Source organism: Streptomyces sp. NPDC050263 (assembly GCF_040655955.1).
Classification (GTDB): Bacteria; Actinomycetota; Actinomycetes; order Streptomycetales; family Streptomycetaceae; genus Streptomyces.
The window spans coordinates 46,908-64,621 of record NZ_JBFAKW010000032.1 but is presented as its reverse complement, the minus strand read 5'-3'; the positions used below and the strand labels follow the sequence as shown (position 1 = coordinate 64,621).

Annotated in this window: 13 protein-coding genes; 6 read left to right on the top strand and 7 right to left on the bottom strand. The window is 73.3% G+C overall.

What is annotated here, in order from left to right; genetic code table 11:
• Positions 1 to 138: 138 nt before the first annotated feature.
• The 3 genes from AB0J04_RS17305 to AB0J04_RS17295 are packed head-to-tail and all read right to left on the bottom strand — an operon-like array spanning position 139 to position 3,902.
• On the bottom strand, positions 139 to 534 hold the full coding sequence (locus tag AB0J04_RS17305; RefSeq protein WP_363169286.1) for a DUF742 domain-containing protein: 396 nt from the start codon (positions 532 to 534) through the stop codon (positions 139 to 141).
• Positions 535 to 543: 9 nt separating this feature from the next.
• Positions 544 to 978, bottom strand: a complete 435-nt coding sequence (locus AB0J04_RS17300; RefSeq protein WP_363169285.1) for a roadblock/LC7 domain-containing protein — start codon at positions 976 to 978, stop codon at positions 544 to 546.
• A complete protein-coding gene (locus AB0J04_RS17295; protein ID WP_363169300.1) occupies positions 975 to 3,902 on the bottom strand; it encodes a nitrate- and nitrite sensing domain-containing protein in 2,928 nt (975 codons plus the stop codon). The genes AB0J04_RS17300 and AB0J04_RS17295 overlap by 4 nt, the downstream gene beginning before the upstream one ends.
• A 420-nt stretch (positions 3,903 to 4,322) precedes the next feature.
• On the opposite strand from AB0J04_RS17295, the gene AB0J04_RS17290 reads away from it, so the two are divergent.
• On the top strand, positions 4,323 to 4,904 hold the full coding sequence (locus tag AB0J04_RS17290) for a hypothetical protein (RefSeq protein ID WP_363169299.1): 582 nt from the start codon (positions 4,323 to 4,325) through the stop codon (positions 4,902 to 4,904).
• Positions 4,905 to 4,994: 90 nt separating this feature from the next.
• On the opposite strand, the gene AB0J04_RS17285 is transcribed toward AB0J04_RS17290, so the two are convergent.
• From AB0J04_RS17285 to AB0J04_RS17270, 4 genes are all read right to left on the bottom strand, one after another.
• Positions 4,995 to 9,611 (bottom strand): hypothetical protein, encoded by a 4,617-nt coding sequence (locus AB0J04_RS17285; RefSeq protein ID WP_363169284.1) that lies wholly within the window; start codon positions 9,609 to 9,611, stop codon positions 4,995 to 4,997.
• A 70-nt stretch (positions 9,612 to 9,681) separates the two neighbouring features.
• Positions 9,682 to 10,560, bottom strand: coding sequence for a hypothetical protein (locus AB0J04_RS17280; RefSeq protein WP_363169283.1), 879 nt, complete (start codon positions 10,558 to 10,560; stop codon positions 9,682 to 9,684).
• A gap of 88 nt (positions 10,561 to 10,648) precedes the next feature.
• The gene (locus AB0J04_RS17275; protein ID WP_363169282.1) at positions 10,649 to 12,175 is read right to left on the bottom strand and encodes a hypothetical protein; all 1,527 of its coding nucleotides are present in this window, start codon (positions 12,173 to 12,175) and stop codon (positions 10,649 to 10,651) included.
• Positions 12,176 to 12,332: 157 nt separating this feature from the next.
• Positions 12,333 to 13,034 carry a GntR family transcriptional regulator gene (locus tag AB0J04_RS17270; RefSeq protein ID WP_363169281.1) on the bottom strand — a complete coding sequence of 234 codons (702 nt, stop codon included), beginning with the start codon at positions 13,032 to 13,034 and terminating at the stop codon, positions 12,333 to 12,335.
• A gap of 173 nt (positions 13,035 to 13,207) precedes the next feature.
• Between AB0J04_RS17270 and AB0J04_RS17265 the strand changes: the two genes are divergently transcribed.
• The 5 genes from AB0J04_RS17265 to AB0J04_RS17245 are packed head-to-tail and all read left to right on the top strand — an operon-like array spanning position 13,208 to position 17,700.
• Positions 13,208 to 14,509: an MFS transporter gene (locus AB0J04_RS17265; protein WP_363169280.1), complete on the top strand. Its 1,302-nt coding sequence runs from the start codon at positions 13,208 to 13,210 to the stop codon at positions 14,507 to 14,509.
• Positions 14,506 to 15,390, top strand: a complete 885-nt coding sequence (locus AB0J04_RS17260; RefSeq protein WP_363169279.1) for a putative hydro-lyase — start codon at positions 14,506 to 14,508, stop codon at positions 15,388 to 15,390. The genes AB0J04_RS17265 and AB0J04_RS17260 overlap by 4 nt, the downstream gene beginning before the upstream one ends.
• 20 nt (positions 15,391 to 15,410) lie before the next feature.
• Positions 15,411 to 16,178: a 5-oxoprolinase subunit PxpA gene (locus AB0J04_RS17255; protein ID WP_363169278.1), complete on the top strand. Its 768-nt coding sequence runs from the start codon at positions 15,411 to 15,413 to the stop codon at positions 16,176 to 16,178.
• A gap of 2 nt (positions 16,179 to 16,180) precedes the next feature.
• Positions 16,181 to 16,831: an allophanate hydrolase subunit 1 gene (locus AB0J04_RS17250; RefSeq protein WP_363169298.1), complete on the top strand. Its 651-nt coding sequence runs from the start codon at positions 16,181 to 16,183 to the stop codon at positions 16,829 to 16,831.
• The gene (locus AB0J04_RS17245) at positions 16,828 to 17,700 is read left to right on the top strand and encodes a biotin-dependent carboxyltransferase family protein (protein ID WP_363169277.1); all 873 of its coding nucleotides are present in this window, start codon (positions 16,828 to 16,830) and stop codon (positions 17,698 to 17,700) included. The genes AB0J04_RS17250 and AB0J04_RS17245 overlap by 4 nt, the downstream gene beginning before the upstream one ends.
• Positions 17,701 to 17,714: the final 14 nt, after the last annotated feature.

Below are 17,714 nucleotides of genomic sequence, written 5' to 3'. Positions count from 1 at the left end.
AAGGGCGTTGGTCACGACCGGCAGGTCGTGGGTCAGGAGCCGGCCGTCCGGGCGACGCGCGACGATGTCCGTGAAGGAGCCGCCCCGGTCCGCCCAGAACTGCCAGCCACTCACGTCTTCACCCCGCTTCCGCGCTGCTCACAGCGCTCGGAGGCCGTTGATCACATCGCGCAGAATACTCTCGTCCGGCAGCTCGGCAGGGGGTACCGGCCGGTTCACATGGACGAATTCCGCGTCCACGAGGTCTCCGACCAGGACCCGTACGACTCCGATGGGCAGGTTGAGTTCGGCGGAGAGTTCGGCGACCGACTGCGGAGTGTCCCGGCACAGATCCACGATGTCCACGTGCTCGGGCGACAGCGAGGAGTCCGTGTCCGGATCGTCGGCGTGGGGCTCGACGACGACCACCGCGATCAGATCGAGGCGGTGCTGGACCGCACTGGTGGTACGGCCTCGCGTCATGGCGTACGGACGGACGACCGGTCCGGCCTCGTCGTCGAACCAGTGACTTCTTCCCTGACCGTCTGTGCTCATGCCATCCCACTACCCGCCTGTGGGCAGATCGGTGCGTGGGGAGGTGCCCAGATGTACGCCGACCCGCTTGACCAGGAGCGTCATCTCGTAGGCCACGAGCCCGACGTCCGAGTCGGCGTCCGACAGGACGGCGAGGCAGCTGCCGTCACCGGCGGCCGTGACGAACAGAAAGGCGTCGTCGAGTTCGACGACGGTCTGGCGGACGCTGCCGGCCTCGAAGTGGCGGCCGACGCCCTTGGCAAGGCTGTGGAAACCGGAGGCGACGGCGGCCAGGTGCTCGCCGTCCTCCCGGGTCAGGTCCCTGGACACCCCCGTCGCAAGGCCGTCGCCGGAGAGGACGACCGCCTTGCGGATGCTGGCGACGCGGTCGACGAGTTCGTCGAGGAGCCAGTTCAGCTCGCCGTTGCCGGTGGTGCTTTCGCCGGTCTCCTTCGGTGCGGTCATCGACCGTCCCCCTTTGTCGTTCCTTGTGGTGCTGTGCCGCTGTGGGCGTCGTCGCCCGCGGCGTTCTCTACGCGGCCGCGCTGCCAGCCGCGCTGAAGCGAGGCCATCCGGCTGCGTACCTCGTCGGCGTCCCGGTCGGCGGGGTCGGCCCGGTTCTCGGTGCGCGGAGCCGGGCCCTGTCTCAGCTGAGGAGCCAGGTTCGCCTGCCGCACGCGCCGCGGCAACGCGCCTGTACCGGAGCCGGTGCCATGAGCCGGGTTTCCCTGGTTCCGGGCGCTGCTCCCCTGGTCGCCACTGCGCGCGCTGCCTCCTGCCTGGGCGGACGCGGTGTCGGGGCGGTCGGCCGGGTCGTCGGGACCGCCGGGCCGGGCCGCGGCCTGCCGTGTGCGCCGAGGGAGAGCGGGGGGCTGAGAAGGCTCTGCCGCACCACGGCCGGGGTGCTCCGGCAGCGCGGGGCGCTCGGTCGCGCCGCCGCTCCGGGGGATCTGGGCCGTGGTGCCGCGACGGCGGGACGGCAGCGGCGCCGGTCCCTCGTTCTCCATGCGGCGGGGGCCGGACCGGGCCGAGGACTCCGCGTCCGTCTCCGCGCGCCGCAGTCGCTGTTCGGGGACCGGGCGACCGTGCGAGCTGACCAGCTTGGGCGCGCGGCGGCCGGGCAGCAGCGGTACGGGGGAGGCCGGGTCGTCGGCGACGGACCCGTCGGGTTCGCCGGGGTTGTCGGACAGCCTGCGGTGCGGTTCGACGGCGCCTGCGGCCGACTCGTCCTCGGCGCCGCGGGTGAGGGAGCGGCGGGGGCGGAACAGGCCGCCGTGGTCCTCGTCCTCCTCGTCCAGGGTGGCCGGGAAGCCGCCGAGGGCGTCCAGGCCGACGGGGGCCTCCAGCTCGACCGGGCCGTCGAGCATCGAGACGGGCACGCCGGGAAGCTGCACCGTGGCCGGGGAGAGCGCGGGCCTGCGGGCCTCCGCCGACTCGGCCTCCTTCGGGGGGCGGGGACGGTCGAGCCGGAAACCGATGCCGTTGGTGTCGGGAACTTCGTCGGTCAGCAGCGCGTCGGGGATGAAGACGATGGCGGTCGTCCCGCCGTACGGCGAGGGCTGCAGGGAGACGCGGACGTTCTGCCGCTGGGCGAGCCGGCTGACCACGAAGAGCCCGAGGCGGTCGGTGTCGGACAGCTCGAATTCCGGTGTCTCGGCGAGCCTGAGGTTGGCTTCCAGGAGGGCTTCGGGCGCCATGCCGAGACCGCGGTCGTGGATCTCGAGGGTGAAGCCGTTGGCGACCCGGTCGCCGAACACCTGGACGGCGGTGTGCGGCGGGGAGAACACCGTGGCGTTCTCCAGGAGTTCGGCCACCAGGTGGGTGAGGTCGGCGACGGCCGGTCCGGTGGCCGCGAGACGCGGCAGGCGCCGGACCTCGATGCGTTCGTAGTCCTCGACCTCGGCGACAGCGGCGCGCACGATGTCCATGAGCTGGACGGGCTTGCGCCACTGCCGGGAGGGAGCGGCGCCGGAGAGGATCACCAGACCCTCGGCGTGCCGACGCATGCGGGTGGTGAGGTGGTCGAGGCGGAAGAGGTCGGCGAGCTCCTCGGTGTCCTCGGTGCGGCGCTCCATGGTGTCGAGCAGGGTGAGCTGCTTGTGCAGCAGAACCTGGCTGCGGCGGGCGAGGTTGACGAACACCTCGGAGACCCCGGAGCGCAGTTCGGCCTGTTTGACGGCGGCCTCGACGGCGGCGCGCTGGAGGGTGTTGAGGGCTTGGCCGACCTCGCCCATCTCGTTCTTGTCGTATTCCAGCCGCGGCACTTCGGTCTCGACGTCGACCTGTTCGCCGGCGGACAGCCGACGCATGACGCTCGGCAGTCGTACACCGGACGCGTCGTGGGCCTCCAGCCGGAGCTGGCGCAGATCGCGGATCAGACCGCGGCCGATGCGCACGGACAGGACGAGGGAGACGAGCAGGGCGATCAGCCCGAAGACACCTGCGAAGACGGCCTTGACGATGACCTCGACCGCCACCGGCCGGACGCGGTCCTGATAGCGGTCATTGGCCTGTTCGTCCAGCGTGCCGAGCTCGTCGAGAACGTTTCCGGCCGCGGTGTCCCAATTCCGTGCGCTCGCGCCGCGGGGGAGTTCGCCGGGCGTGGCGGCGACGACGGCCTGTTCGACCGTGCGCAGCGGGGCGGTGGTGGCGTTCTTCCAGAAGCTCTCGTAGCGTTCGCGCTCCGCGGTGGGCAGCTGGGCGAGGCTGATCGCGTAGACCACCTCACGCTGGGCCGCGAGGTCGGAGACGTCGCGGATCTCCTCGCCGCTGAGACGGCCCACGACCAGGGCGGAACCGAGCAGCGCGTCCTCCTGGGACAGCAGCTCTCGGGCGCGGGCGACGCTGACGAGCGCCCGGTACTGCTTGTCCATCTCCACGCTGTCGACCACGTCCATCCTGGCCAGCAGGGCGTAGCACGGGTCGATCAACTGCGTGTAGAGAGCGAGGGCCTGGGCGCGGGTGACGGTGCCCTCCTCGACGCTCCGGCGCAGGGAGTCGACGCCCTCGAAGGCGTCGAGCACCGCGGTCAGGCCCTCGCCGTCGTCCTGGTCCAGGACGTCGCGTACATCGGGGTCCTGGGCGTTCTTGCGGATCTCGGCGAGTGCCTCGTCGGTGGCGGTCCGGGTGCGGCGCAGCGCGGACAGCGCGTCGGAGGCACGGGGGTCGGCGAGGTAGACCAGGGTCTGGCGGCGTTCCTGCTGGACGACGCGGACGGTGTCCTCGATGGGATAGCCGACGTTCTCGACCAGGGACGACACGGTGAACAGGCGGCTCGCCTCGCGTCCCGTGAGTACCGTGGCGAAGCCCCAGATGACGGTCAGGGACACCAGCGGCACGAGCAGCAGCGCCACGATCTTCCGGCGGATGGACTTCCCGCGAAAGCGCATGGCCTCCCCCAGCTCGAACCCCCACCGGTAGGGGGTACGCATGTGCGTCAACAAACGGCGTGAGCCTACTACCGACACACAGTTAACTCGAAGAGCTGTCCGGAAGCTGAACTTCCGCACCGAGGGCGAGACATGGTGCGTTGTCCGGGCAATGCGGGAGATTGCACCCCCGAATCCGGCCGACCGGGCCCGGCCGGAACCGATCGGCCGTGCAAACGAGTTGGCCAGAATTTTTCGCAACTTGGGAATCTTCGGGGCGCGTCGTTCGTCCTAGTCATTGGGAATTGGGGGCGGAATCGGCCACACGAGCCGTATGCCGCACCTGGGCGGCGTAAATCAGCGCAAGCCGGGCAGCCACTGGGGAGCCGGGTCTTCGACCCGGAGGCAAGCGGTCTGTCGGCGGTGGGGAGTGACACGGTGATGGGCACGGCGGAGCGGCGTGGGGCACCCGAGGAGGGTGTGTCGGCGCGCGGTACAGCGTTGCGGGAACCCGAGGCGTCTGATCGCGACATTTCGGGGAACAGGCACGTCACAACGGAGCGGCGCGACAGTCCGTCAGTCAGGCGCGAGTCACCCGCCCGCGCCGTCCCTGCGGGACAGGCGCGGGCGACGTACCGGCCGTTGTGGGTGGAGGAGCCCGCGCGTCGGCGCCGGATGCCCGACCCGGTGCGTACGGCGGCCGTACGCGCGGTGCTCGTCATCGCCGTGACGCTGATTCAGGCGATGGTCGCCTTCTTGTGCACCCTGGCCGGATCGTGGCTGGCCTTCCCCATGGTGATCAGCAGTGTGGTCAGCACGGTGCTGGCCACGTGGGCCGCGCTGGACATCTGGGTGACCCGGCAGGTGTGGAACCAGCGCAACGGCGTGGTGTCGACGCCGAGCAGCACCGCGCGGTCGCTGCGCCGCGAGCGCCGCAAGGCGCGACGGCAGGCACGGGCCACCGAGCGGGCGCACGAGCGGATACGCAGTCAGGGCGGCGCCGGACAGCTGTCGCACTCCTGAGGTGGATCGTCCGTCTCCTCCCGGTCGTGGGAGGAGACGGACACCCTCCACCTCGTCGAGCCGTGCGGCCCGGATCGGCCTGGGCCGGGGCTATGCCGGCCGCTTGAACATCCGTGTCGCCGTGATCTCGCTGTGGACCTGGGCCCCGTCGCCCTCGGCGGGCGGGGCCTGCTGCGGCAGGCCCGGTCGGAGGTGTTCCTCGACGCTGATGTACTTCAGGCCCGCCCGGAGGTCGGCGTCGTTGCGCAGGCGGATGACCAGTGGGAATTCCGCCAGTGCCGTCGTGTCGAAGAGGCCGGTGGTGTAGAGGAGCTGCACGCCGAGGGCGTCCGAGACCGCGCGCTGGAGCTCCAGCAGATAGGTCGCGTTGGCGCGCCCGATGGGGTTGTCGAGGAACAGCGTGCCGGCGTAGCGGTGCTTGTCCCGGCCCCGGTCGTTGCTCCTGAGCGCCGCCATCGTGCAGTACAGGGCGATGGCGGCGGTGAGCAGTTGGCCGCCGGAGAACACGTCGCCCATCTGGCCGACGGGGACGCGCTCGGCGCGCAGGACGGCGTCCGGCTTGAGGATCTCCACGGCGACGCCCTTGGGCTGGAGAGCCGCGCCGACGCCCCGCAGCAGCAGCGACATGCCGTCGCGCCGCAGGTCGGAGTTCTTCTTCACGGCCGCCCGGGTCGCCTCGTCGACGACCTCGCCGAGGCGCTCGGTGAGGGTGGCCTGGTCGGGCTCCTCGAAGCGGATGCGGAGGAATTCCTGCCCCGACCACTCACCGAGGCCCTCGGGCAGCCGGGAGAGGCGCTGGGCCGAGCGCAGCGTGGCGAGCGCGGACTCGACAAGGCCCCGCAGCCGGTCCACGATCGAGTCCCGGTTGCGCTCCAGCTGCGCCAACTCGTCGGTGAGGACCCTGAGTCGGGGCGCGAACGCGTCCGCCCACTTCTTGGCGTGCTCGGGCAGCGCGGAGGCGGGCAGCTCACGGATCTGCTGGCGGGCCGGGGTGCGGACCTGCTCGTAGCGCGTGGAGTTGGCATGTCGTACGAGGATGTCGCTCGCCTCGCGTACGGCCGACTCCGCGGCGGACAGGTCGGCGGCGCAGCCGCGCAGTGACCGGCGGGCCTCGGCAGCCGACTGACGGGCCTCCTCCAGGGTGCCGGGGTAGGGCTCCGGCTCCTCCTGGTCCTCCTCGGGCGGGTGCTCGCGCAGCAGGTCGCGGAGCATCGCGGCGATCTCGTCGAAGCCGCCGGCCGCGTCCTCGGCGGCGCGGTGGGCGGCCAGGAGTTCGGCGTGGGCGTCCCGGGCCTGGCTCAACGCGTCGGCGCGGGAGGCGAGTTCGGCTGTCGCCGTGCGCAGCAGCGCCTGGGCGTGCTCGGCATCGCGCGGCTGGAGCTCCTCGGCCAGCTCGGTGTGGGCCTCGCCGTCCTCGGGCGCGTGCCGCTCGGCCTCGCCGCGCAGCCGTCCGAGCTGTTCGCTCGCGGTGGACACACGGGTCTCCAGGAGCTGCACCAGTTCCTCCGCGCGTGCGGCGGCGGCCTGTCGGGAGGGCCCGTCGGAGCCGTCGGGCGACTGCAGCAGCAGCTCCGCGCGGGTGCGGACCTTGTTGCTGAGCCGGTCGAGTTCGGCGCGGGCCCCGCTCTCGTCGCTCTCCGCGCGGGCCTGCTCGGCGCGCAGATCGGCGCCGACGCCGACCTTCTCGTACAGCTGGGAGGCCGCCCGGTAGGCCTCGCGGAGGGCGGGCAGGGAGGACTGGGCGGCGTCCGCCGCGTCCGCCGGCACGTCGTCGGGGGCTCCGGCGATCTCGGCGCGCTCGGCGCGCAGCGCGCGTGCGGTGCGGCGGGCGTCGTCGGCGGCTCGCTGGGCGCCGCGCCGGTCCTCGTCCGCTGCGCGGGCGCGCTCCAGGCAGGCCTGGGCGCGGGCCTCCGACTCGGTGGCCTCGTCGGCGAGTTCACGTACCTTGACCTGCCAGCCGGCACGCTCGCGCAACCGGAAGGCGAGCCCGGCGAGGGCGTCGGCGGCACGCCGGGCCTTCTGCGCCGCCTCCTGCCGCTCGTCCCGCACCAGGGCGGCTTCGGCGGCGGTCTCGTCGGCCTCCGCCCGCACGGTCCGCGCCTCGGCCAGTTCGGCCTCGGACTCCTCGGCGAACGCGCGCGCCTCCCCGGCGGCCTGGGCCAGCTCGGTGAGCCGCCCGGCCGGACAGCCGGTACGCCAGGAAGAGAGCCGCGCCGCCAGCTCCCGGTCCTTGCCGAGCCGACCCGCGAGCCGACGGATGTCCTCGTCCCGCTCGGTCGCCCGGGCGCGCAGCGCCTGCCGTTCCTCGTCGGCGGCGTGCTCGTCGTGCATGGCCGGGTTGGGCGGTACGAGGAATACGTCGCTGTGGGAGTCGGCCGGCGGGGTCGGTGCGAGCAGGGCGGCGGCCGTGCCGACGGCGACGGCCGACCGCGGCAGGAGCGCGGCGTCACCGAGCGCCTCACGCGCGCGTGCGTGCGAGTCGGGGTCGGTGATGATCACGCCGTCGACCAGTTCGGGCCGGGCGGCGAGCACGCGCGCGTGGTCGGCGGGGTCGACGGCCTGGGCGAGGTAGCGCCAGCCGGGCAGCGCGGGGATGCCGTGCTCGCCGAGGAATTCGACGGTGGCCAGCACGTCCGGGCCGGGCGGCAGGAGTCCGCCGTCGCCGAGCGCGCCGAGGATGCGGGAGTCGTCGGCGGCGGCGGTGCGCAGCTCGAAGAGCTGCCGTTCGGCGGAGGAGACGGCGTCTTCGAGGAGTTCGCGCAGTTCGTCGGCGCAGCGGTCCAGCTCCTCGGGGGTCAGCGAGGGGCCGTCCTCCGGTTCGCCGTCCTGCCGGGGCTGCGGGATCGGCCGCCGCGCGCCGCCGCCGGTCAGCCCGAGCAGCTCCGCGAGGCGCTCCTCGCCGGCCAGGGACTCGGCGAGGCGTCGTTCGGCGTCGTACGAGCGTTGCCCGGCCGTCGCCGCGTCGGCGGCCCGGGCCGCGGTGAGTTCGGCGCGGGACTCTGCGGAGGCGGCCTCGCGCGCATGCTCGCCGGCCCGTCGCGAGGCCTCGCGGGCGGTGTCCCAGGCGGCGACGGCCGTCTTCTCGGCGTCGCTGGCGGCGAGGGCCGCGCGGGCGGGGTCGGCGTCGGGTGCGCTGTCGTCGAGCCAGCCCGCCCGGACGGCCTCGGCGGTCTCCTGTTCGACCTCGGAGAGGCGCTGGCGCAGGTGCCCGACCTCGCTGCGGGCGCGCTGGGCGTCGGTGGCGGCGGAGGTCGCGTCCCGGTGCGCGGACTCGCCGACCTCCTGGAGTGCCGCCGAGCGCTCCTCCTCCTCGTTGGCGAGGGTCTCGGCGCGCTCCGCGGCCGCGTGCAGGGCGCGGACGAGGTCGACGGCGGCCCGGGCGCGGGCGGCGAGCGCGGGAGCGGCGTCGCGTTCGGCCTCCTGGATCGCGGCGGAGACGCGCGCGACCCGGTCCGCGGCGGCGCGGTGGCGCAGGACGGCCTCGGCGGCCTGCCAGGCGGCGTGCAGGGTGCGGGCGTCGGCGAGTTCGCGCTTCTGCGCGGCGGCGGACTTCTCGGCGGCTGCGAGCGCCAGCGAGGCGTGCCGGAAGGCGAGTTCGGCGGCGATCAGCGCGCTGCGCTCGCGTGCGCCCTCGGAATGGGTGACGGCGTAGGCGGCGGCCGTGACGCGCTGGGCGAGATCACCGGCCCGCGCCTTCTCCCGCAGGCCTCGCGCGGAGAGCCGTCGAGCCAGCGCGCGGGTGCGCCGCTCGGCGCCGGCGTGCACGTCGCGCGCGCGTGAGCGGGCTTCGGCGGCCTCGACGATCCGTCCGAGGAGGTCCACCGACCCGGCGGTGAAGTCCCGTTCGGCGATCAGCTCGGCACGTCGGCCCAGTTTGTTGCCGAAGCCGCTGACCAGGTCGGCGAGCCCGTCGGTGTCGCGGGTGTCGGTGACCGCTCGCAGCAGCAGGTCGGTGAAGTCGGAGTCCTTCTTGACCGCGAAGAGGCCGGCGGCCTCGCCCTCGTCGGCGTTCATCTCCCGCTGGTAGCGAAAGAGTTCGGGGTCGAGGCCGAGTTCGGTGAGGTGCTCGACCCAGCGGTCGTGGATCTCCTCCCAGTGCACCTCCAGGTGCGGATACGCCTTCCCCGCCTCGGTGATGGCGTCCCGGAACCCCTTCATTGTGCGCCGCCGCCCCCGCGCCCCGGAGGCGCCCTCGACGGGTGGGCGCACGGCGGTGGACTCGGCGACGGGCAGGTTGTCCAGGCTCAGCCCGGGCCCGGGCCGGAACGAGTACCAGGCCTCCGCGAACTTCCGTGGGTCGTTGGACACCTGCCGTCCGCGCCACTCGCTCGCCTTGCCGACGACGACGCACTCGCCGGTGAGCACGTGCTGCCACTCCAGCGCCACGTGCCCGCAGTCGTCGGCGAGCAGGAACTTGCGCAGCACGCCGGAGCTGGCCCCGCCGAGGGTGTTGCGGTGTCCCGGCAGCATCACGGAGAAGATCAGCTTGAGCAGGACGGACTTGCCGCCGCCGTTCTCCAGGAAGAGCACGCCCGCGGGCGCGGGCCGGCGCGGCGGGCCGACGGGCTCCTCCTCGAAGAACTCCGCCTGCGTGGGGGCGGGGTCGGGCACGATGTCGCCCACGCCCCGCAGGTCAAGCACGGTGTCGGCGTAGCGCGCACCGGCAGGCCCGATGGAGTAGAGGCGGACCCGGGACAGCTCGTACATGGCGGACTCTCGTAAGTCTTCGGCAGATCAGGGGGGTTGAGGGAGCCTTGAGGCTCTACGGTTCGCGGCTCTAGGAGTGGAACGGCAGCCCCGCGTCGGACACCAGCTCCAGGTCGTCGGTCTCCTCGGCGGGCAGCAGGGTCGGCGAGCCGTCGGTGACCGGGACGACGCCCAGCTCCAGCAGCTCGGCCATGGCGGCGGCGCCCGCCATGTCGCGCACCTGGAGCTGGTAGCGGGCCGTCGTCCGGTAGGTGCCGCCGCTGTCGTCACCGGTCCGCTGGAGGAATCCGGAGTCGGTGAGAAACGCGACGGCCTTGCCGACGATGCCGGTCGTCGAACCGGCGAGTCTGCGCGCGTCCTTGGTGGCGCCGGTGGCGCTGCGTCTGGTCCAGATCCGCCAGGCGGCCTCCAGGCCGGGCGCGTCGGTGGCGGGGTCGGTGTTCTCGCCCTGCTCCTGCGCCCGCTCCTCCAGCCGACGGCAGGCCTGGCGCACGAAGGCGTCGACTCCGTTGACGCTGACCCGCCCGACGTACCCGTCGTCGGCCAGGTCCTCGGGCCGGGGGAAGGCCATCGCGGCGACGGCGAGATGGGCGAGCCCGTGCAGGAACCGGTCGCCGCCGTCGGCGGACGTGCGACGCGCGTAGTCCCCCATCCGTACGGCGAACACCGAGTCCTCGGCGGCGGTCACCGCCATCCCCGCGCGCGGGGACACCTCCAGCACGATCAGCCCGAGCCCGGCGGCGACGGCGTCGGCGAGCCGTGCGAACGCCGGATCCTCCCGGTACCGGCGCAGCAGTTCCGCGTATTCCTGGTCCCGCGCGGGCTGGAGTTTGGGCTGGAGCCCGAAGGCGACGAGCCGCGCCGCGTCGGCGGCGTCGGCGGGGGTGACGGGGGCGTGCGCCGCAGGGGCAGGGGCCTCCGTGTCGCTCCACTCGACGTGCTCGGTCACGGCTTCGGCTCCTTGCTGCTCTCGCGCTCGTTGCTGCTCACGTGCTCGTTGCTGCTCACGTGTTCGTTCGTTCGGTTTCCGGTGCCGCTCATGCCGCCTCCGTGCGGTCGGCCGCCATCCCCGCGGCGTCCAGCAGGGCGGTGCCGACGATGAGGTCGGCTCCGCCGAACTCGGGGTCGTCCAGCTCCGTCCCGTCGTCCACGGCGAACACCAGTTTCTGCTCGCCCTGCCGATAGGCGGTGCCGACCGCGGGGCTGGCGGCGTGCACCGCCAGCAGGGCCACCAGGTACGGCAGATCGGCGTCCCGTCTGCGTGCCTCGGCGAGGAGCCCGGACAGCCGGCGCGGCGCGTCGGCCGGCAGGTCCAGCAGCTCCGTCGCCGCGGCCAGCTGCTCTTCGCTGAACCGGCTGTCGTCCGGCGTCGCGATGAGGTCCGGCTCCGGCATCTCCGCGCCCAGGTGCTCGCGCTCCACGGGCGGGGTCAGCAGCAGGTCGACGAGGTCGCCCACCCGCACGGACACCGGTGTGCGCAGCCCGGTCCCGCGCGCGAAGAACGCGTCGGTGACCCGGACGGCCTGCTCCAGCGGCAACGGCAGCACGGGCGCGACGAGGTGGCCGTAGAGGTCTACGCCCGAGGAGGTCATGGGCGTGGCGAAGGCCTGCCGGTCCTGCTCGGCGCGGAACAGCGGGCCGGCCTCCAGCAGCCGGGACTGCAACTGCGTATGCCGGCGGATGCAGTCCTTGACGATGTCGACGAGCTCGGCGGCCCGCCGCTTGTTCTCCGGGTCCTCGATCTCGTCCCGGGCCTTGCGGATGTTGGTGAGGATCGCGTTCTCGTGGCGGTAGCGGTCGGCGACGTGGTCGAGGGCCTCGGCGATCATGTCGGGCACCGCGTTGAGCCAGTCCACCGCGCGCACGTTGCGCCGGGTCGCCTCCAGGGCGCGGCGCAGCGTCTCCGAGTACTGCACGGTCCGGTAGCGGGCCTGCTCGGCGGCCAGCTGGGCGTCGGCGAGACGGCCGCGGCGGATCAGCACCTCGAGCTTGACCTCGGCGGCGATCTGCGCGCTGGTCACATCGGTGTCGAGGGCGCCGACTAGGACGTTGACCGCCTCGTCGGTCGTTCGGAGGTAGACCACGCCGCCGTAGCCCGGGACCTCCTCGATCAGCTTGAAGTCGTAGTCGCGGCGCACGTAGGTGCCGTCCGGCGCGAAGGTGCCGTACGCGGCGCGGAAGCCGCGGTCGACGCTGCCGACGTTGATCAGGTTCTCCAGGACCCAGCGGGCCACCCGCTCGTGCTCGGCGACGGGCCGCTGCGGGGCCTGTGCGGCGATGCGCGGCAGGAGACGGGCCACTATCTGGTCGTGGTCGGCACCGGTGTCGAAGTCCATGTTGAGCGTGACGAGGTCGATGGCGGCGAGGGCGATCTCCGCCATGCCGTAGACCGAGTACTCACCGGCGAGATTGGCTTTGCGCACGTCGAGGTCGTGGATCGGCGCGGTGCAGGCGAGCGCGCGCAGCCGCCGCGCCAGGCCCTCGTCGGCGGCCGGGCCCTGGGCGGGTCGCGGCCCCGCGCTGAACTGGGGCGGAACACGGTCCGTCGAAGCAGGCGAAGTCACGGTGCACAGACTAGGTCCTCGGTCTGACATCGACCCAAACGACGCCTATCGCCTCCGGCGGTCGGCCCGGCGACTACCGGGGGTTCTCCGGGTGCGGGCCGCTGGGGGTCTGCCGCGCCCACGCGGCGGAGCCGCACATCGATACAGCCCCGCGCCCCTATGGGGCGCCGTCGCCCTCGACCCTTCGCCGGTAGGCCTCGACCACGCGTTCCAGCGAGTCGGCGAGGTAGACGGCCAGCAGTCGCTCGGCCTCCTCCGCGTCCCGCGCCTCCAGGGCCTGGAGGATCTGGCGGTTGCGCTGGAGGTACGGCTCGTGCAGCCGACGCGGATCGTCGACGAAGTGGAAGGCGAGGCGCAGCTCGGCGAAGACGCTGGTCATCAGCTCGGTGGTACGGACGCTTCCGGCCAGGGCCACCAGTTCCCGGTGGAAGTGGATGTTGGCGGTACCCAGTCCTTTCCAGTCATTCTCGACGGCCGCCGTCTGTCCCTCCGCGACGGCCGCCTGGAGGCCCTCCAGCGCGTACGGCGGCTCGCCCAGGCCCCGCACGACCGCGCACTCGACGAGGGTGCGCGTGCGGTAGATGTCCTCGACGTCCTCCACGGTCAGGACCCGGACGAACACCCCGCGGTTCAACTCGTGGACGAGCAGGCGTTCGTGGGTGAGCAGCCGGAACGCCTCGCGCAGCGTGTTGCGGGAGACGCCGAGCGCCCCGCCGATGCTGTCCTCCGACAGCCGTGTCCCCGGCGGGAAATAGCCCTCGGCGATGCGGCTTCTGAGGATGTCCGAAACCCGTTCCGCCGTGCTCGTACGGCCCAGGAGGGCGCGGTCGTCGGCCAGTCCCGCCAGCTGCTCTGCCATGCCCGGAATTCAACCGCAGACACGAGAACGAAACAACACGGGTATTGAAGGATCGTTCAACGATCCTCTACCTTCCTTTCCATGGCGCCGCCCCGTCCCCACTGCGGCGACCCGCCTCCCGCACGGCACGGCTCACTCCCAGCACCCTCCGTCATCCCTCAGCGAGGTGCCCCATGAGCACAACCCGTCCACCGAAGGCCCCCACCACCGACGTCCGCCCAGGGACGGCCGAACACACCCCCGACGACGGCGCGCTGGCCTGGCTGCGCGCCCTCGGTCCGCGTGGCCGACGCGCCTTCGCCGGCGCGTTCGGCGGCTACGCCCTCGACTCGTACGACTACTTCACGCTGCCGCTGAGCATGGTCGCGCTGGCGGCGTACTTCGGTCTGGACAGCGGCCAGACCGGCCTGTTCACCACCGTCACCCTGGTCGCGTCCGCGGTCGGAGGGGCCGTCGCGGGCGTCCTGGCCGACCGGATCGGCCGGGTCAAGGCCCTGATGATCACGGTGATCACGTACGCCGTCTTCACCGTCGCCTGCGGCTTCGCGCCCACCTACGAGACGCTGCTGGTCTTCCGCTCCCTCCAGGGCCTCGGGTTCGGCGGCGAGTGGGCGGTCGGCGCGATCCTGGTCGCCGAGTACTCGAGCGCGAAGCACCGGGGGCGCACGCTCGGCGCGATCCAGAGCTCGTGGGCCGTCGGCTGGGGCCTCGCGGCGCTCGTGTACACCCTGGTCTTCTCGTTCTTCGGCGACGACACGGCGTGGCGCGTGATGTTCTGGACGGGCGCCCTGCCCGCACTGCTCGTCGTCTGGATGCGGCGCCGGGTGCAGGACGCGCCGGAGGCCACCGCCGCACGGCGGCAGAGCGCCGAGAAGGGCTCGTTCCCGGCGATCTTCAAGGGTCCGCTGCTGCGCACGACGCTCTTCGCGGGCCTGCTCTCCACCGGTGTGCAGGGCGGCTACTACACCCTGGCGACCTGGGTGCCGACGTACCTGAAGTCGGAGCGCGGTCTGTCGGTGGTCGGCACCGGCGGCTATCTGACCTTCCTTATCTCGGGCGCCTTCCTCGGCTACCTGACCGGCGGCTACCTCACCGACCGGCTGGGCCGGCGCCGCAACATCTGGCTGTTCGCCCTGTTGTCGGCGGTGTGCATCCTGGCGTACGCGAACATCCCGAGCGGCGCGGACACCCTGCTGCTCGTGCTCGGCTTCCCGCTCGGGTTCTGCATGTCGGCGATCTTCAGCGGCTTCGGCTCCTACCTGAGCGAGCTGTATCCGACGGCCCTGCGCGGCACAGGACAGGGCTTCACGTACAACACCGGCCGCGCCGTGGGCGCCGTCTTCCCCACCACGGTCGGATTCCTGGCCGACAGCTGGGGCGTGGGCGGCGCTCTGGTCTTCGGTGCGATCGGGTACGCGATCGCCGCACTGGCACTGCTCGGGCTGCCCGAGACGCGCGGGAAGGAGCTGGTGTGAACCGTCCGACCCTCACCCGGGACCACCGTCCCCCTCTCCTCCCCACGCAGGACCGCCGCCCGTCGCGCACCGAGGACCGTCCCGTCGCCGTCGTCGACGAACACGCGCACGCGTGGAGCCCCGCCATCGCCCGGTCCCGCTTCCGGGCGGGCCTGGCGGGCCCCACCGCCGGGATCGCGGCGGGCCACACCCAGGTCAACCTGGTCTCGGTGCCCGCGGACTGGGCGTACGACATGCTCCTGTTCTGCCAGCGCAACCCGAAGCCCTGTCCCGTCCTCGACGTCACCGACGCCGGCTCCTGGACGACCGTCCTGGCCGAGGGCGCCGATCTGCGCACCGATCTGCCGCGCTACCGGGTGTGGGAGAACGGCGAGCTGGTGGCCGAGCCGACGGACGCGCGCGCCTACTGGCGTGACGACCTGGTGTCGTTCCTGATCGGCTGCAGCTTCACCTTCGAGTGGGCGCTGTCCGGGGCCGGCGTCCCGATCCGGCACCTGGAGCAGGGGCGCAACGTCCCGATGTACGTGACGAGCCGTCAGTGCCGACCCGCGGGCCGGCTGCACGGGCCCATGGTGGTGTCCATGCGTCCGGTGCCGCCGCAGCACCTCTCGGCGGCGATCCGGGAGAGCAGTCTGCTCCCTGCGGTCCACGGCAGCCCCGTACACTGCGGCGATCCGTCGGGACTGGGCATCGACGACCTCGGCCGGCCCGACTTCGGCGACGCCGTGGACGCCGCGCCGGACGACATCCCGGTGTTCTGGGCCTGCGGAGTGACCCCGCAGGCCGCAGTGATGGCCTCGCGCCCGCCGTTCGCCCTCACTCACGCCCCGGGACAGATGTTCCTCACCGACGCCCGCGACGAGCAGTACCGCGTGGCCTGAAAAGGAGATACGAAGGAACCATGACCGCGACGACCGCGATCGATCTGAACGCCGACCTCGGCGAGGGCTTCGGGCGCTGGCAGCTGACCGACGACGAGGGACTGCTGTCCGTCGTCACCAGCGCCAACGTGGCCTGTGGCTTCCACGCCGGGGACGCGGCCACCATGCGGCGGGTGTGCGAGCTGGCGGCCGGGCGCGGCGTGACGATCGGCGCCCAGGTCTCCTACCGGGACCTGGCCGGATTCGGGCGGCGCGCCATGGACGTGCCCTCCGCCGAACTGGCCGCCGAGGTGGCGTACCAGATCGGCGCCCTGGAGGTGTTCGCCCGGGCGGCGGGCGCGCGCGTGGCGTACGTGAAGCCGCACGGCGCGCTCTACAACCGGGTCGTGCACGACCCGGAGCAGGCCGCCGCGGTGGTCGAAGGGGTGCTCTTGGCCGACGGCGCGCTGCCGGTGCTCGGGCTGCCCGGCTCTCGCCTGCTGGAGCTGGCCGGGAGGGCGGGGCTGCGGGCCGTCCCGGAGGCCTTCGCGGACCGCGCGTACACCGACGAGGGCACGCTCGTGCCGCGCGCCGTGGCCGGGGCCGTGGTCACCGACCCGGACGCCGTCGTGGAACGGTCGGTGCGGCTGGCCCGCCTCGGCCGGGTCACGTCCCACACGGGGTCCTCCGTCGAGGTACGCGCGCGTTCCCTGTGCCTGCACGGCGACACGCCCGGCGCGGTGGAGCTGGCCCGCAGGGTCCGGCGCGGGCTGGAGGAGTCGGGCGTGCGGGTGGAGGCCTTCGTATGAGCATCCGGGTGCTGCCCGTCGGCGACGACGCCCTGCTCGTCGAGGTGGCGTCGGGCGCTGAGGCCGAGGCCCTGCACGCGGAGCTGCTGCAGCGCCGCGCGGCGGGCCTGCTCCGCGCGCGCGAGATCGTCCCGGCGGCGCGCACGGTCCTCCTGGACGGGCTCACGGACCCCGACCGGCTGGCGGCCGAGCTCGCCGCCTCCGTCGTACCGCCCGCTCCCCCGCGCGAGCAGGACGTGGTGGAGATCCCGACGCGTTACGACGGCCCGGACCTGGCCGAGGTCGCCGCGCACTGGGGCGTCCCGGAACAGGAGGTGGCCCGTATCCACGCGGCCGCCGAGTTCCGGGTCGCCTTCTGCGGGTTCGCGCCCGGCTTCGGCTATCTGACCGGCCTGCCCGAGCGCTACGACGTCCCGCGCCGGGCCACCCCGCGCACCGCCGTGCCGGCCGGCTCGGTGGCGCTGGCGGGGCCGTACACGGGCGTGTACCCGCGCTCGTCGCCGGGCGGCTGGCAGCTCATCGGCACGACGGACGCCGTGCTGTGGGACCACGCGCGGGTGCCGGCCGCGCTGCTCTCGCCGGGCACGCGCGTGCGCTTCGTTCCGACGGAACCGGCGACGGCGACGCCGGTGGGGACGGCGGCGCCCGCATGAGCGACCGCGCGCTCTCCGTCGTCCGCGCCGGAGCGCTCACCACCGTGCAGGACCGGGGTCGTGCCGGGCACGCGCATCTCGGCGTGCCGCGTTCCGGTGCGCTCGACACGCCCGCTGCGGCCCTGGTCAACCGGCTGGTGGGCAACCCGCCCGACGCGGCCCTCCTGGAGACCACGCTCGACGGCTGCGCCCTCAGACCGCGTTCCGACGTGATCGTGGCGGTCGGGGGCGCGCCCTGCCGGGTCACGGTGAACGGCCGCCCCGCCGCCTGGGGCGCTCCCGTGCGCGTGCCGACCGGGGCGGTGCTGGACGTCGGACCGGCCGTCGCCGGGGTGCGCGCCTATGTGGCCGTGGCCGGGGGCGTCACCGTCGAGCCGGTCCTCGGCAGCCGGTCCACGGACCTGCTCTCCGGCCTCGGCCCCGCGCCGCTCACGGTCGGCATGGTCCTCCCCCTGGGGGGTGAGCCCGCCGGGGTTCACACGCGCGTGGACGTCGCCCCGCAACCCGCGCCCCCGGCCGAACTCGTCCTGCGGGTGACGCTCGGCCCGCGCGACGACTGGTTCACCCCGGACGCGGTGCGCGCCTTCACCTCGCGGACGTTCCTCGTGTCCTCGGCGAGCAATCGCATCGGGCTGCGCACCGACGGGCCCGCCCTGGAACGAGCGGTGGGCGGGGAGCTCGCGAGCGAAGGCATGGTCCTGGGCGCCGTACAGGTCCCGCCGGCCGGCCGGCCGGTGGTCTTCCTCGCCGACCACCCGACCACCGGGGGCTACCCGGTGATCGGGGTCGTGCGCGCGAACGACCTCCCGGCCGCCGCCCAGGCGACACCGGGAACACCGGTCCGCTTCGTGGCCGTACGCCGACGGTGAAGCCGGTCGTACCG

What these genes read in the sequence shown, in the direction of transcription:
- AB0J04_RS17265 (WP_363169280.1), top strand. Translation starts at nt 13,208, where the DNA reads ATGAGCACAACCCGTCCACCGAAGGCCCCCACCACCGACGTCCGCCCA.
- AB0J04_RS17270 (WP_363169281.1), bottom strand. Translation starts at nt 13,034, where the DNA reads ATGGCAGAGCAGCTGGCGGGACTGGCCGACGACCGCGCCCTCCTGGGC.
- AB0J04_RS17300 (WP_363169285.1), bottom strand. Translation starts at nt 978, where the DNA reads ATGACCGCACCGAAGGAGACCGGCGAAAGCACCACCGGCAACGGCGAG.
- AB0J04_RS17245 (WP_363169277.1), top strand. Translation starts at nt 16,828, where the DNA reads ATGAGCGACCGCGCGCTCTCCGTCGTCCGCGCCGGAGCGCTCACCACC.
- AB0J04_RS17285 (WP_363169284.1), bottom strand. Translation starts at nt 9,611, where the DNA reads ATGTACGAGCTGTCCCGGGTCCGCCTCTACTCCATCGGGCCTGCCGGT.
- AB0J04_RS17295 (WP_363169300.1), bottom strand. Translation starts at nt 3,902, where the DNA reads ATGCGCTTTCGCGGGAAGTCCATCCGCCGGAAGATCGTGGCGCTGCTG.
- AB0J04_RS17305 (WP_363169286.1), bottom strand. Translation starts at nt 534, where the DNA reads ATGAGCACAGACGGTCAGGGAAGAAGTCACTGGTTCGACGACGAGGCC.
- AB0J04_RS17255 (WP_363169278.1), top strand. Translation starts at nt 15,411, where the DNA reads ATGACCGCGACGACCGCGATCGATCTGAACGCCGACCTCGGCGAGGGC.
- AB0J04_RS17290 (WP_363169299.1), top strand. Translation starts at nt 4,323, where the DNA reads ATGGGCACGGCGGAGCGGCGTGGGGCACCCGAGGAGGGTGTGTCGGCG.